The sequence below is a fragment of the Pseudomonas sp. Au-Pse12 genome, from assembly GCF_021341665.1.
In the GTDB taxonomy this organism is placed as follows: domain Bacteria; phylum Pseudomonadota; class Gammaproteobacteria; order Pseudomonadales; family Pseudomonadaceae; genus Aquipseudomonas.
This window is the reverse complement of sequence record NZ_JAJTTH010000005.1, coordinates 149,568-163,173: the sequence shown is the minus strand read 5'-3', so window position 1 is coordinate 163,173 and position 13,606 is coordinate 149,568. Positions and strand designations below refer to the sequence as shown.

Genomic DNA, 13,606 nt, shown 5'->3' with positions numbered 1-13,606 from the left:
CCACATGGCTGACAAAAAAGCGCAGTTGATCATCGAGGGCGCAGCCCCCGTCGAGCTGCCCATTTTAACCGGCACCGTTGGTCCCGATGTAATCGATGTTCGGGGTCTGACGGCCACGGGCCGCTTCACTTTTGACCCGGGTTTCATGTCGACCGCCTCCTGCGAGTCGAAAATCACCTACATCGACGGCGACAACGGCATCCTGCTGCATCGCGGCTACCCGATCGAACAGCTGGCCGAGAAATCGGACTACCTGGAAACCTGCTACCTGCTGCTCAACGGTGAATTGCCCACCGCCGAACAGAAGGCCCAGTTCGTCAGCACCGTGAAGAACCACACCATGGTTCACGAACAGCTGAAGAGCTTCTTCAACGGTTTCCGTCGCGACGCCCACCCAATGGCGGTGATGTGCGGCGTAGTCGGCGCCCTGTCGGCGTTCTACCACGACTCCCTGGATATCAATAACCCGCAGCACCGCGAGATTTCCGCCGTGCGCCTGGTGGCCAAGATGCCGACCCTGGCAGCGATGGTTTACAAGTACTCCATGGGCCAGCCGATGATGTACCCGCGCAACGACCTGTCGTACGCGGAAAACTTCCTGCACATGATGTTCAACACCCCGTGCGAGATCAAACCGATCAGCCCGGTACTGGCCAAGGCAATGGACCGGATCTTCATCCTCCACGCCGACCACGAACAGAACGCCTCGACCTCCACCGTGCGTCTGGCAGGCTCTTCGGGTGCCAACCCGTTCGCCTGTATCGCAGCCGGTATCGCGGCACTCTGGGGCCCTGCCCACGGCGGCGCCAACGAAGCCGTACTGACCATGCTCGACGAAATTGGCGATGTCTCGAACATCGACAAGTTCATCGCCAAGGCCAAGGACAAGAACGATCCGTTCAAACTCATGGGCTTCGGTCACCGCGTGTATAAAAACCGCGACCCGCGCGCCACCGTGATGAAGCAGACCTGCGACGAAGTTCTCAAGGAACTGGGCATCAACAACGATCCGCAACTCGAACTGGCCATGCGCCTGGAAGAGATCGCCCTGACCGACCCGTACTTCATCGAACGCTCGCTGTACCCGAACGTCGACTTCTACTCGGGGATCATCCTCAAGGCAATCGGCATCCCAACCAGCATGTTCACCGTGATCTTCGCCCTGGCGCGGACCGTCGGCTGGATCTCGCACTGGAAGGAAATGCTCTCCAGCCCGTACAAGATCGGCCGCCCACGCCAGCTGTACACCGGCTACGAGTCGCGTGACATCACCAAACTGGAAGACCGCAAATAAGACCTGCCTTGCGCACGCGTCTTAGCTGCACCGGATACGGCCTCTAACAGAGGCCGTATTTGTTTCTGCCCTCCCCGCTCCCCGCCCACACCTCGCAGGAGCCGGCTTGCCGGCGAAAAACTCCGCAAGCCTTGCATCCCCAGCCCCCAAGTACGCCCTCGTCGACAAGCCAGCTCCTAGGGGCTTGCGTCGACAGCCAGATGCATCCGGACAGGGTGGACAGGCATAAAAAATGCCCCGGTCTCTCGACCGAGGCATTTCGCCATTACGCAGCTTCTATATAGAAGCCGATGCATCCATCCGGCTTAGTGCGACACCGCCCCACTGGCGCCAAGGCCGGTCTGCGAACGCACGAACTGCGGGAAGAACAGGGCCCGCTCATTGGCCGCCGAGGCCGACTTGTCGGTGATGGAGAAGAACCAGATACCGATGAAGGCAATCATCATCGAGAACAACGCTGGGTACTCGTAAGGGAAGATCGCCTTCTCGTGATGCAGGATCTGCACCCAGATGGTCGGCCCCAGGATCATCAGCGCCACGGCACTCACCAGGCCCATCCAGCCGCCAATCATGGCGCCACGGGTGGTGAGCTTCTTCCAGTACATGGAAAGCAGCAGAACCGGGAAGTTGCAGCTGGCGGCGATAGAGAATGCCAGGCCCACCATGAACGCGATGTTCTGGCTTTCAAAGAGAATGCCCAGACCGATCGCCAACACACCCAGAGCCACCGTGGTGATCTTGGAAACGCGGATCTCATCCTTCTCGTTGGCCTTGCCCTTCTTGATCACGCTGGCATACAGGTCGTGGGACACCGCCGAAGCGCCTGCCAGGGTCAGGCCTGCAACCACAGCCAGGATGGTGGCGAAAGCCACTGCCGAGATGAAGCCGAGGAACACGCTGCCACCCACCGCGTTGGCCAGGTGCACCGCCGCCATGTTGTTGCCGCCGAGCAAGGCGCCTGCGGCGTCCTTGAAGTCCGGGTTGGTGCTCACCAGGAGGATCGCGCCAAAGCCGATGATGAACGTCAGGATGTAGAAGTAGCCGATGAAACCTGTGGCGTAGAGCACGCTCTTGCGGGCTTCCTTGGCATCACTGACGGTGAAGAAGCGCATCAGGATGTGCGGCAGACCGGCCGTACCGAACATCAGTGCCAGCCCCAGGGAGAAGGCCGAGATCGGATCCTTCACCAAGCCGCCCGGGCTCATGATGGCTTCACCTTTGGGGTGAACCTTGATCGCTTCGGAGAACAGCGTATTGAAGTCGAAGTTGACGTGCTTCATCACCATCAGCGCCATGAAGGACGCGCCGGACAACAGCAGCACTGCCTTGATGATCTGCACCCAGGTAGTGGCCAGCATGCCGCCGAACAGCACATACAGGCACATCAGGATCCCCACCAGGATCACCGCCACATGGTAGTCGAGGCCGAACAGCAGCTGGATCAGCTTGCCGGCACCCACCATCTGCGCGATCAGGTAGAACGCCACCACCACCAGCGAACCGCAGGCCGACAGGGTGCGGATCTGGGTCTGCCCGAGGCGATAGGACGCCACGTCGGCAAAGGTGTACTTGCCCAGGTTGCGCAGGCGCTCGGCGATCAGGAACAGAATGATCGGCCAGCCCACCAGGAAGCCGATGGAGTAGATCAGGCCGTCATAGCCGGAAGTGAACACCAGCGCGGAAATCCCCAGGAAGGAAGCCGCGGACATGTAGTCACCGGCAATTGCCAGACCGTTCTGGAAACCGGTGATCTTGCCGCCTGCCGCGTAATAGTCGGCAGCCGACTTGTTGCGCTTGGAGGCCCAGTAGGTGATGCACAGTGTGGCCCCGACGAAGACCACGAACATCGCAATCGCCGAGACATTGAGGGGTTGCTTGTGAACTTCACCCGTCAAGGCGTCTGCAGCCCAGAGGGCGGGAGCGAAAGCGGCAAGACCGAGTGCTGCGAATAGACGTCGGATCATTGCTGAGCCTCCTTCAGGATCGCGTTGTTCAGGTCGTCGAACTCACCGTTGGCGCGGCGTACATAGATGGCCGTCAGGACGAAGGCCGAGACAATCAAGCCGACACCAATGGGAATGCCCCAGGTGATGGATGAGGTAGGACTGATTTTGGCTCCCAGGATCTGGGGCCCGTAGGCGATCAACAGAATGAAAGCCGAGTAAAGCCCAAGCATGATCACCGAGAGAATCCAGGCGAACCGCTCTCGTTTGCTGACCAGCTCCTTGAAGCGCGGGCTGTTTTGAATCGAGAGGTAAATGCTGTCGTTCATTGTTTTTATCCTCGCAGCACAGATTTTAGGTGGAACGTAATCCACTCTATGCGGCTATGGAGCAGGTTCCAGACGACCTTAGTATTAGAACGACATTAGGCCCGGCGCCGAGTTTTTTCCGCAGAAATTACAAGGCCGCCCCCCGTTTCCAGGGGGGCGGCCTGAAGAAGCCTGAACTAGACGCTTCGCGACTATTTAGCCGTCCACTCGGCAACCCGCTCCGGGTGCTTGCTCACCCACTCCTTGGCTGCCGCATCGGGCTTGGCGCCATCCTGAATGGCCAGCATCACCTCGCCAATCTCATCCTTGGAGGCCCACTGGAATTTCTTCAGGAACGCTGCCACCTCCGGCGCTTTTTTCTCCAGGCCCTTGCTGCCGATGCTGTTGACGGTTTCAGCAGCGCCATACACGCCTTTCGGGTCTTCAAGGAAGCGCAGTTTCCACTTGGCGAACATCCAGTGCGGCACCCAGCCGGTCACGGCGATGGATTCCTGTTTTTCCTCGGCACGCGTCAATTCAGCGATCATCGCCGCACCGGAACTGGCCTGCAGCTTGTAGTCCAGGCCGTAATCCTTGATCGCCTGGTCGGTCTTGAGCATCACCCCTGAACCGGCGTCGATGCCAACGATCTTGTTCTTGAAGGTGGTGTCGGCCTTGAGGTCCTCGATGGACTTGGCCTTGACGTACTCGGGCACGATCAGGCCGATCTTGGCGTCCTTGAAGTTGGGGCCGTAGTCGACAACCTTGTCCTTGTTCTTGGTCCAGTACTCGCCGTGGGTCACCGGCAGCCAGGCCGAGAGCATGGCGTCGAGCTTGCCGGTGGCCACGCCCTGCCACATGATCCCGGTCGCCACCGCTTGCAGCTTGACGTCATAACCGAGCTTCTGCTTGATCACCTCCGCCGCCACATAGGTGGTTGCCACGCTGTCGGACCAGCCGTCGACGTAGCCGATGCTCAGGGTCTTGCTGTCGGCACTGGCCAGAGTGGAACTGACGGCAAGTACCAGTGCGGCACCTGCGCCTAAGAGTCGTCGCATCTTCATCGTTACTTCCCCGAAAAGTGCAGTGCCGGGCGGCTGCCAGGCACATCAACGTATGGTTATGGTGCTCAGCGCCCCCTTCACGCCTCACCGCGAACGCGTTAGTTCATCAGCGGAGTACTGACACTTCGATCATCAACCCGCGACCGACCACGACCTGCTCTGCCTGCGACCTCAAGGCAGCCAGCAGCGACATCAGATAGCCAGTAACCAACGGCCTGCATCACCCGGACAGCGGCCCCGCCCGAACTTTGCATGTCAAAATCATGCAGCCCACCAAGCTGCGGGCAAATGCGGGTAAGATGCCCGGCTTTGTTCCACGACGGCCCGATCATGCCCGCCACCCCACGCTTCCCCGTTCTGCCTTATCTGTTTGCCTGCCTGCTCGGGCTGTTGGCCCTCTGCGGCTACTGGTACGGCCTTGGCCGGCCGGTGCACTTGCCAGACGTGGCCAGCGCCAGCCACAAACTGCAATGCGCGTCCTACACCCCGTTCGACAAGGACCAGTCGCCCTTCGACCAGCCGTTCAAGTTGCGCCCGGAGCGCATGGACGCCGACCTGGCGCTGCTGGCGACCCGTTTCGAATGCATCCGCACCTATTCCATGAGCGGTCTCGAAGCACTGCCGGAACTGGCGCGCAAGCACGGCCTGAAACTGATGATCGGCGCCTGGGTCAACAGCAACCCGGTGGACACCGAAAAGGAGGTCGACCTGCTGATCGCCTCGGCCAACGCCAACCCGGACGTGGTCAGCGCCGTGATCGTCGGCAACGAAGCGCTGCTGCGCAAGGAAGTCACTGGCGCGCAGCTGGCGCGGCTGATCCTCAAGGTCAAGGCCGGGGTCAAGCAGCCGGTGACCTACGCCGACGTCTGGGAGTTCTGGCTCAAGCACCCGGAAATCGCCCCGGCGGTAGACTTCCTGACCATCCACTTGCTGCCGTATTGGGAAGATGACCCGTCGAACATCGACGCGGCCCTGAACCACGTGGCCGAGGTACGCCAGGTATTCGGCAACCGCTTCGCGCCCAAGGACGTACTGATTGGCGAGACTGGCTGGCCCAGCGAAGGCCGGCAGCGGGAAACCGCCCTGCCAAGCCGGGTCAACGAAGCCAAGTTCATCCGTGGTTTCGTTGCCCTGGCCGAGCAGAACGGCTGGCACTACAACCTGATCGAGGCCTTCGACCAGCCCTGGAAGCGCGCCAGCGAAGGCGCAGTCGGTGGTTACTGGGGTCTGTTCGATGCCGATCGCCAGGACAAGGGCATTCTCGCCGGCCCAGTCTCCAACCTGCCGTACTGGCCACTCTGGCTGGGCCTTGGCGGGTTGATCCTGCTCGGCACCCTGGTGCTCGGCGGCCGGGTCCGCGACAACCGCACCGCCCTGCTGCTGCCCCTGTTGGGAGCACTGGCGGCTTGCGCCATCGGAACCTGGGGTGAGTTGGCACGGGTGACCAGCCGTTTCGCTGGCGAAGGGTGCTGGGCCGCTCTGCTGCTGGGGCTGAACCTGTTGGTGCTGGCCCACGCCGCCCTGGCCTTGAGCCCTCGCGAAGGCTGGCGCCTGCGGGCCTTCAACGCCCTGGAACAACGTGCCGGCTGGTTGTTGGCGGCAGCCGGCTTCGCAGCGGCGGTGATGATGCTGGAACTGGTGTTCGACCCGCGCTACCGCAGCTTCCCCAGCGCTGCCCTGTTACTGCCGGCACTGGTCTACCTGTGTCGCCCGGTGCGGGTGCCGCGCCGCGAGATCGCCTTGCTGACCTTTATCATCGGTGCCGGCATCGCCCCGCAGCTGTATCAGGAAGGCCTGGCCAACCAGCAGGCCTGGGGCTGGGCCCTGGTCAGCCTGCTGATGGTCGCCGCCCTTTGGCGCAACCTGCGGGCCCGCCGCGCCTGACCCCGAGCGACCGCCGGTAGCGGCTGGCGCGGCTAGCGGCGACCGGCGCGCACCAGGCGCAAGCCGGCAATGACCACCGCGAACACCGCCAGCGTGGTGTTGTACAGGGCCAGGGCCGGGATGCCGAGCAGCAGCGCCAGCACGCCCAGCCCCCAGCCAGCCCGCCCGGGAATGACAAAGCCCAGCAGCGCCACGGCCACTGCGCTCCAGCCCAGCACCTTGAAGTGAATCATCCAGCCCAGGTTGGAGCGCAGCCCGCACTCCCAACGGCTGGCCGCCTCGACACAGGCCCCCACCCAGCGAGCATCCTCCATAAAGCCGTAGCGCAGGCCATAACTGGCGGCGAGCCACAGCGGCAGGACCACAAGCAGCAGAATCAGGGGAAGGCGGCGGGACATGAAACACTCCGAACAATCAAAACGGCGCCCAGCATAATCCCCCGAGAACGCTTGGCAAGCGCCAGGCGCAGATATCTGCCATGCAAATGGCGGCAAAGTGTATCGTCCGGCTACTATCACCCCCCGATACGCCTGTCGCAGCCGTTATTTGTGCCCAACCATGGCACTTCGGCAGCAGCGCGGTGGTCATAGCCTGCGAACCTCATTCGGTACCTTCTTCTAGGGATTCAGTCATGCTTCGTTCCTTGCGCTTCGCTGCCCTGTTTGGCGGCCTTATTCTGAGTGCGTCCGCGCTGGCGGTCGACGTCGACGCAGCCAGCTATGGCTACCCGTTGACCAACCCCTTCGAAGCCACCATCGCCACCACGCCACCGGAGTTGCGCCCGGAACTGCCCGCAAGCGACGACATCCACCAATCGGACTACAGCCTGACCCTGCGCCCGGAACGCGAGTTCATCCTCCCGGACAATTTCTGGGCGGTGAAGAAGCTCACCTACCGCATCGCCACCCAGGACCACACCGCACCGCTGATCTTCCTGATTGCCGGCACCGGCGCACGCTACGACAGCAGCCTCAACGAATACCTGAAGAAGCTCTACTACAAGGCCGGCTACCACGTGGTGCAGCTGTCCTCGCCCACCAGTTTCGACTTCATCAGCGCCGCCTCGCGCTTCGCCACCCCCGGCGTGACCCAGGAAGACGCCGAAGACATGTACCGGGTCATGCAGGCGGTGCGCGCCCAGCACCCCAAGCTGCCAATCAGCGAGTTCTACCTCACCGGCTACAGCCTCGGCGCCCTGGACGCGGCATTCGTCAGCAAGCTGGATGAGACCCGGCGCAGCTTCAACTTCAAGAAAGTCCTGCTGCTCAACCCGCCGGTCAACCTCTACACCTCGATCACCAACCTCGACAAACTGGTGCAAACCGAGGTCAAGGGCATCAACAACAGCACCACCTTCTATGAACTGGTGCTGGGCAAGCTGACCCGCTACTTCCAGCAGAAAGGCTATATCGACCTCAACGACGCCCTGCTCTATGACTTCCAGCAGTCCAAGCAGCACTTGAGCAATGAACAGATGGCGATGCTGATCGGCACCTCATTCCGCTTCTCGGCGGCGGACATCGCCTTCACCTCGGACCTGATCAACCGTCGCGGCCTGATCACCCCGCCCAAGTACCCGATCCGCGAAGGCACCAGCCTCACGCCGTTTCTCAAGCGCGCCCTGCAATGCGACTTCGACTGCTACCTGACCGAGCAGGTGATCCCCATGTGGCGCGCCCGTACCGATGGCGGCAGCCTGCTGCAACTGATCGACCAGGTGAGCCTCTACGCCCTGCAGGACTACCTCAAGGCCAGCACGAAGATCGCCGTGATGCACAACGCCGACGATGTGATCCTCGGCCCTGGCGACCTGGGTTTCCTGCGTAAAACCTTTGGCGACCGCCTGACCGTCTACCCCCATGGCGGCCACTGCGGCAACCTCAACTACCGCGTCAACAGCGACGCCATGCTGGAGTTCTTCCGTGGCTAAACATCTCCTGCTTATCGCTGCGTTGTTCTGCGCAGGCTATGCCCAAGCCGACAACAGCAAGGCCAACACCCCGGTCACGCCCGATCCCGACGGCTTCACCGAGCCGTTGAAGAGACTCAAGTTCAACCCGGGGCTGGACCAGCGCGAATTCGAGCGCTCAACCCTCAACGCACTGAATGTCTATGACCCGCTGGAGTCTTGGAACCGTCGCGTCTACCACTTCAACTACCGCTTCGATCAGTGGGTGTTCCTGCCAGTGGTGGACGGCTACCGCTACGTGACCCCGGGCTTCCTGCGCAGCGGGGTCAGCAACTTCTTCAACAACCTGGGCGACGTGCCCAACCTGGTCAACAGCCTGTTGCAGTTCAAGGGCCAGCGCTCGATGGAAACCACCGCGCGCCTGCTGCTCAACACCACCCTCGGTGTTGCCGGCCTGTGGGACCCGGCGACCAAGATGGGCCTGCCGCGACAAACCGAAGACTTCGGCCAGACCCTGGGCTTCTACGGCGTACCCGGCGGCGCCTACCTGGTGTTGCCGATTCTCGGCCCGTCGAACCTGCGCGACACGGCCGGGCTGGCGGTGGACTACACCGCCGAATCGGCGATCAATTTCCTCAACGTCTCGGAAGTCAGCAGCAACCACCCGGAAATCTGGGCCCTGCGCGGCGTCGACAAGCGCTACCAGACCAGCTTCCGCTATGGCCAGCTGAACTCACCGTTCGAGTACGAAAAAGTGCGCTACGTGTACACCGAATCGCGCAAGCTGCAGATCGCCGAGTAACCTCCTGCGCCGGTTGCCCGCCGCAACAGCGGCAACCGGCTGACTCGGGCCTCAGCCACGCAGCGCTCGCCAGCCCTTGCCGAGCACACTCACCGCCAGCAGCACCACGGCCCCGGCAATGACACCAGCCACTGCACTGAGCAGGGTCGGCATGACCACCGAGGCGCCGCCGATGAACCCGGCGCTGCGCTGGGCCAGGCCTTCGATCAGATGATGCACGGCAGGCACGCCGTGGGTGAGGATGCCGCCGCCGACCATGAACATCGCCGCCGTGCCGATCACCGACAGGCTCTTCATCATCCATGGCGCTGCCCGCAAAATAGCGCCGCCGATGCGCCTGGCCAGGGCGCCCGGCTTCTGCGCCAACCACAGTCCCAGGTCGTCCAGCTTGACGATGCCGCCCACCAGGCCATAGACACCAATGGTCATGATGATCGCGATGCCCGAGAGCACCACCACCTGCTGGCTCAGGGAAGCGCCCGCCACCGTACCCAGGGTAATGGCGATGATTTCTGCGGAGAGGATGAAATCGGTACGGATCGCGCCCTTGATCTTGTCCTTTTCAAAGGCCACCAGATCCACCTGCGGATCGGCCAGGGCTTGCAGGCTCTGCTCATGCTCGGCCGCGTCATCGGCATGCGGCAGGTATTTGTGCGCCAGCTTCTCGAAGCCTTCGAAACACAGGTAGGCACCACCGACCATCAGCAACGGCGTCACCAGCCAGGGCGCCAGGGCGCTGATGGCCAGCGCCGCAGGCACCAGGATCAACTTGTTGCGAAACGAGCCCTTGGCCACCGCCCAGACCACCGGGATCTCGCGCTCGGCACGCACCCCGGAAACTTGCTGGGCGTTGAGCGCCAGATCATCGCCCAGCACTCCGGCGGTCTTCTTCGCCGCCATCTTGGTCATCAAGGCCACGTCATCGAGTACCGCAGCGATGTCGTCGATCAAGACCAGCAAACTGCTTCCTGCCATGAACCAGGCTTCCCTGCATGAAAAATAAGGCGCGCAGCATACCGTGCCGCTGGCAGGACAGGCGAGATGTCCGAAGCAGGAAAACCGCGGCCGCCGGGCATTCTTGAGCGTCGCGCGACGCCGGTGCTACCATGCGCAACCGCCCGAACAGGCAAGGAATCCCCTGGTTTATGAGCACCATCCGCGAGCGTAATAAAGAACTGATCCTGCGGGCCGCCAGTGAAGAGTTTGCCGACAAGGGCTTTGCAGCGACCAAGACCAGTGACATCGCCGCCAAGGCCGGGCTGCCCAAACCCAACGTCTACTACTACTTCAAGTCCAAGGAAAACCTCTATCGCGAGGTGCTGGAAAGCATCATCGAGCCGATCCTCCAGGCCTCCACCCCGTTCAACGCCGACGGCGTGCCCAGTGAAGTGCTCAGCGGCTACATCCGCTCGAAGATCCGCATCTCCCGCGACCTGCCGTTCGCCTCCAAAGTGTTTGCCAGCGAGATCATGCATGGCGCACCGCACCTGAGCGCGGACCAGGTGGAACAGCTCAACGCCCAGGCCAAGCACAACATCGAGTGCATCCAGACCTGGATCGATCGCGGCCTGATCGCCCCGCTCGACCCCAACCACCTGATGTTCAGCATCTGGGCCGCGACCCAGACCTACGCTGACTTCGACTGGCAGATCTCGGTGGTCACCGGCAAGACCAAGCTGGACGAAGACGACTACGAAGCCGCCGCGCAGACCATCATCCGCCTGGTGCTCAAAGGCTGCGAACCGGATCGCTGATCGCGTTTGTGCCCCTTCCCGTGCATTTCTGTTGTTGCTGCAAACTGCGCGCAGAAATATCAAGACACCAGCAAGGTCCTGCGGACCTTTTCGCAGCCTCGCGGGCTCGGCAGCGGCTACAGGCCGGGGCCAGGCCCGCAAGGTTGAGGACTACGCGCTGACGCCGGCATCCGCCGCCAGGCCCTGAGCCTCGATCGCGCTGATTGCGCATTGCTCGTCGATGTCAGAGGTATCGCCACTGATGCCGATCGCTCCCAGCACCGTCCCCGCCTGATCACGAATCAACACCCCGCCCGGCGCGGGCACCACGCTGCCCTGCCCCAGGCCATTCAGCGCACCGATAAACGCCGGGCGCTGCTGCGCATCCAGCGCCAGCAGGCGCGAGCCCTTGCCCAGGGCCACCGCGCCCCAGGCCTTGCCGATGGCGATCTGCGGACGCAACAGGCTGGCGCCATCCTCCCGCTGCAAGGTCACCAGATGCCCGCCGGCATCCAGCACCGCGATGGCCAACGGGGCCGCGTTGATCTTGCGCCCTGCATTGATGGCCTGGTTGGCCAGGTTGACTGCGACTTTCAAGGTTAAAGCGCTCATGGGTGCCGTCCTTATCTTGTTATTGAGAAAGCCTGGGGGAAGCTTCTTGTAGGAGAAGTCCGATACAGCAAATAGAACACAATGAATTTCTTTTTTGTATACAATAATTCTCGAAAGGTAGCCCATGCGACAAAAGGACGCCGGTTTAAAGGGGCTCTGGCGAAAGCCGCTACCGTTCAAGAAAATGGATTGACCTGCGCCACCCGCCGTGAATACACTTTGTTGAAAGCCACTTGTATACAATTACAAAACGTAAGAGGCACAAAACCATGAGCAAAATGAGAGCAATCGAAGCCGCCGTTCTGGTGATGCGCCGCGAAGGGGTCGATACCGCTTTTGGCATCCCGGGTGCCGCCATCAACCCGCTGTATTCCGCGCTGCAGAAGGTCGGTGGCATCGATCACGTCCTCGCTCGCCACGTTGAAGGCGCCTCGCACATGGCCGAGGGCTACACCCGCACCAAGGCCGGTAATATCGGTGTGTGCATCGGCACTTCGGGCCCCGCCGGCACCGACATGGTCACTGGCCTGTACAGCGCCTCGGCCGACTCGATTCCGATTCTCTGCATCACTGGCCAGGCACCGCGGGCCCGCCTGCACAAGGAAGACTTCCAGGCCGTGGACATCACCAGCATCGTCAAGCCGGTGACCAAATGGGCCACCACCGTGCTGGAACCGGGCCAGGTGCCCTACGCCTTCCAGAAAGCCTTTTATGAAATGCGCTCCGGCCGCCCCGGCCCGGTGCTGATCGACCTGCCGTTCGACGTGCAGATGGCGGAAATCGAGTTCGACATCGACGCCTACCAGCCCCTGCCCCTGGCCAAGCCCGCGGCAACCCGCTTGCAGGCGGAAAAGGTCCTGGCCCTGCTGGACCAGGCCGAGCGCCCGTTGCTGGTGGCCGGTGGTGGCGTGATCAACGCCGACGCCAGCGAGCTGCTGGTGGAATTCGCCGAACTGACCGGCATTCCGGTGATCCCGACCCTGATGGGCTGGGGCACCATCCCCGACGATCACCCGCAGATGGTGGGCATGGTCGGCCTGCAGACCTCGCATCGCTACGGCAACGCCACCCTGCTCAAGTCCGACACGGTACTGGGCATCGGCAACCGCTGGGCCAACCGCCACACCGGTTCGGTGGACGTCTACACCGAAGGCCGCAAGTTCATCCATGTGGACATCGAACCGACCCAGATCGGCCGGGTATTCACCCCGGACCTGGGCATCGTTTCCGACGCCGGCAGCGCCCTGACCGTGCTGCTGGAAGTGGCCCGCGAGTGGCAGACCGCCGGCAAGCTCAAGGACCGCAGCGCCTGGTTGCATGACTGCCAGCAGCGCAAGGCCAGCCTGCACCGCAAGACCCACTTCGACAACGTACCGGTCAAGCCGCAGCGCGTGTACGAAGAGATGAACCAGGTGTTCGGCAAGGACACCTGCTACGTCAGCACCATCGGCCTGTCGCAGATTGCCGGCGCGCAGTTCCTCCACGTCTACAAGCCACGCCACTGGATCAACTGCGGCCAGGCCGGCCCACTGGGCTGGACCATTCCAGCGGCGCTGGGCGTGGTCAAGGCCGACCCGAATCGCCAGGTGGTGGCCCTGTCCGGCGACTACGACTTCCAGTTCATGATCGAAGAACTGGCGGTGGGCGCACAGTTCAACCTGCCGTACATCCACGTGGTGGTGAACAACTCCTACCTGGGGCTGATCCGTCAGGCCCAGCGCGGTTTCGACATGGACTACTGCGTGCAGCTGTCCTTCGACAACCTCAACGCGCCGGAACTCAACGGCTACGGCGTCGACCACGTGGCGGTCGCCGAAGGCCTGGGCTGCAAGGCCCTGCGGGTGTTCGAACCCAAGGACATCCAGCCGGCCCTGCGCCAGGCCCAGGAAATGCTCCAGACCTACAAGGTGCCGGTGGTGGTGGAAATCATCCTGGAGCGCGTGACCAACATTTCCATGGGCACCGAAATCAACGCGGTCAACGAGTTCGAAGACCTGGCGCTGGTGGGCAACGACGCCCCGACCGCAATTTCCCTGCTCGACTGATACCCCCGGCCG

At 62.3% G+C, this 13,606-nt stretch carries 12 protein-coding genes; 6 read left to right on the top strand and 6 right to left on the bottom strand.

The window, feature by feature from the left end; all coding sequences use genetic code 11:
- Positions 1 to 4: 4 nt before the first annotated feature.
- A complete protein-coding gene (gltA, locus tag LXM55_RS15675) occupies positions 5 to 1,294 on the top strand; it encodes a citrate synthase (RefSeq protein ID WP_011060047.1) in 1,290 nt (429 codons plus the stop codon).
- A 305-nt stretch (positions 1,295 to 1,599) separates the two neighbouring features.
- Here the strand turns inward: gltA and LXM55_RS15670 are convergent, their stop codons facing one another.
- The 3 genes from LXM55_RS15670 to LXM55_RS15660 all read right to left on the bottom strand — a co-directional run bounded on the left by LXM55_RS15670 (position 1,600) and on the right by LXM55_RS15660 (position 4,609).
- Positions 1,600 to 3,258: a cation acetate symporter gene (locus LXM55_RS15670; protein ID WP_233321225.1), complete on the bottom strand. Its 1,659-nt coding sequence runs from the start codon at positions 3,256 to 3,258 to the stop codon at positions 1,600 to 1,602.
- Positions 3,255 to 3,566: a DUF485 domain-containing protein gene (locus tag LXM55_RS15665; RefSeq protein WP_233321224.1), complete on the bottom strand. Its 312-nt coding sequence runs from the start codon at positions 3,564 to 3,566 to the stop codon at positions 3,255 to 3,257. The genes LXM55_RS15670 and LXM55_RS15665 overlap by 4 nt, the downstream gene beginning before the upstream one ends.
- A gap of 191 nt (positions 3,567 to 3,757) precedes the next feature.
- Positions 3,758 to 4,609 (bottom strand): glycine betaine ABC transporter substrate-binding protein, encoded by an 852-nt coding sequence (locus LXM55_RS15660; protein WP_233321223.1) that lies wholly within the window; start codon positions 4,607 to 4,609, stop codon positions 3,758 to 3,760.
- Positions 4,610 to 4,939: 330 nt separating this feature from the next.
- On the opposite strand from LXM55_RS15660, the gene LXM55_RS15655 reads away from it, so the two are divergent.
- Positions 4,940 to 6,493, top strand: coding sequence for a glycoside hydrolase family 17 protein (locus LXM55_RS15655; RefSeq protein WP_233321222.1), 1,554 nt, complete (start codon positions 4,940 to 4,942; stop codon positions 6,491 to 6,493).
- 32 nt (positions 6,494 to 6,525) lie between these two features.
- Here LXM55_RS15655 and LXM55_RS15650 read toward each other — a convergent pair whose 3' ends face one another.
- Complete coding sequence (locus tag LXM55_RS15650) at positions 6,526 to 6,891, bottom strand: hypothetical protein (protein WP_233321221.1); 366 nt, start codon at positions 6,889 to 6,891, stop codon at positions 6,526 to 6,528.
- 233 nt (positions 6,892 to 7,124) lie between these two features.
- On the opposite strand from LXM55_RS15650, the gene LXM55_RS15645 reads away from it, so the two are divergent.
- Both LXM55_RS15645 and LXM55_RS15640 read left to right on the top strand, forming a co-directional pair.
- Entirely contained in the window at positions 7,125 to 8,423 is a 1,299-nt protein-coding gene (locus LXM55_RS15645) for a serine/threonine protein kinase (RefSeq protein WP_233321220.1), read from the top strand.
- Positions 8,416 to 9,204 carry an MlaA family lipoprotein gene (locus LXM55_RS15640; RefSeq protein ID WP_233321219.1) on the top strand — a complete coding sequence of 263 codons (789 nt, stop codon included), beginning with the start codon at positions 8,416 to 8,418 and terminating at the stop codon, positions 9,202 to 9,204. Before LXM55_RS15645 ends, LXM55_RS15640 begins: the two co-directional genes overlap by 8 nt.
- 51 nt (positions 9,205 to 9,255) lie before the next feature.
- Here LXM55_RS15640 and LXM55_RS15635 read toward each other — a convergent pair whose 3' ends face one another.
- The gene (locus tag LXM55_RS15635) at positions 9,256 to 10,179 is read right to left on the bottom strand and encodes a DUF808 domain-containing protein (protein ID WP_233321218.1); all 924 of its coding nucleotides are present in this window, start codon (positions 10,177 to 10,179) and stop codon (positions 9,256 to 9,258) included.
- 170 nt (positions 10,180 to 10,349) lie between these two features.
- Here LXM55_RS15635 and LXM55_RS15630 point away from each other — a divergent pair, with 170 nt between their 5' ends.
- Entirely contained in the window at positions 10,350 to 10,958 is a 609-nt protein-coding gene (locus LXM55_RS15630) for a TetR/AcrR family transcriptional regulator (RefSeq protein WP_233321217.1), read from the top strand.
- Between the two features lie 150 nt (positions 10,959 to 11,108).
- Here the strand turns inward: LXM55_RS15630 and LXM55_RS15625 are convergent, their stop codons facing one another.
- The gene (locus LXM55_RS15625) at positions 11,109 to 11,549 is read right to left on the bottom strand and encodes a GlcG/HbpS family heme-binding protein (RefSeq protein ID WP_233321216.1); all 441 of its coding nucleotides are present in this window, start codon (positions 11,547 to 11,549) and stop codon (positions 11,109 to 11,111) included.
- Between the two features lie 269 nt (positions 11,550 to 11,818).
- Between LXM55_RS15625 and gcl the strand changes: the two genes are divergently transcribed.
- Complete coding sequence (gene gcl / locus LXM55_RS15620; protein ID WP_179597502.1) at positions 11,819 to 13,594, top strand: glyoxylate carboligase; 1,776 nt, start codon at positions 11,819 to 11,821, stop codon at positions 13,592 to 13,594.
- The last annotated feature ends 12 nt before the right edge of the window (positions 13,595 to 13,606 follow it).

Coding starts and splice junctions, on each gene's coding strand:
- LXM55_RS15660 (WP_233321223.1), bottom strand. CDS start 4,609: ATGAAGATGCGACGACTCTTAGGCGCAGGTGCCGCACTGGTACTTGCC.
- LXM55_RS15670 (WP_233321225.1), bottom strand. CDS start 3,258: ATGATCCGACGTCTATTCGCAGCACTCGGTCTTGCCGCTTTCGCTCCC.
- LXM55_RS15630 (WP_233321217.1), top strand. CDS start 10,350: ATGAGCACCATCCGCGAGCGTAATAAAGAACTGATCCTGCGGGCCGCC.
- gcl (WP_179597502.1), top strand. CDS start 11,819: ATGAGCAAAATGAGAGCAATCGAAGCCGCCGTTCTGGTGATGCGCCGC.
- LXM55_RS15635 (WP_233321218.1), bottom strand. CDS start 10,179: ATGGCAGGAAGCAGTTTGCTGGTCTTGATCGACGACATCGCTGCGGTA.
- LXM55_RS15655 (WP_233321222.1), top strand. CDS start 4,940: ATGCCCGCCACCCCACGCTTCCCCGTTCTGCCTTATCTGTTTGCCTGC.
- LXM55_RS15645 (WP_233321220.1), top strand. CDS start 7,125: ATGCTTCGTTCCTTGCGCTTCGCTGCCCTGTTTGGCGGCCTTATTCTG.
- LXM55_RS15665 (WP_233321224.1), bottom strand. CDS start 3,566: ATGAACGACAGCATTTACCTCTCGATTCAAAACAGCCCGCGCTTCAAG.
- LXM55_RS15650 (WP_233321221.1), bottom strand. CDS start 6,891: ATGTCCCGCCGCCTTCCCCTGATTCTGCTGCTTGTGGTCCTGCCGCTG.
- LXM55_RS15625 (WP_233321216.1), bottom strand. CDS start 11,549: ATGAGCGCTTTAACCTTGAAAGTCGCAGTCAACCTGGCCAACCAGGCC.
- gltA (WP_011060047.1), top strand. CDS start 5: ATGGCTGACAAAAAAGCGCAGTTGATCATCGAGGGCGCAGCCCCCGTC.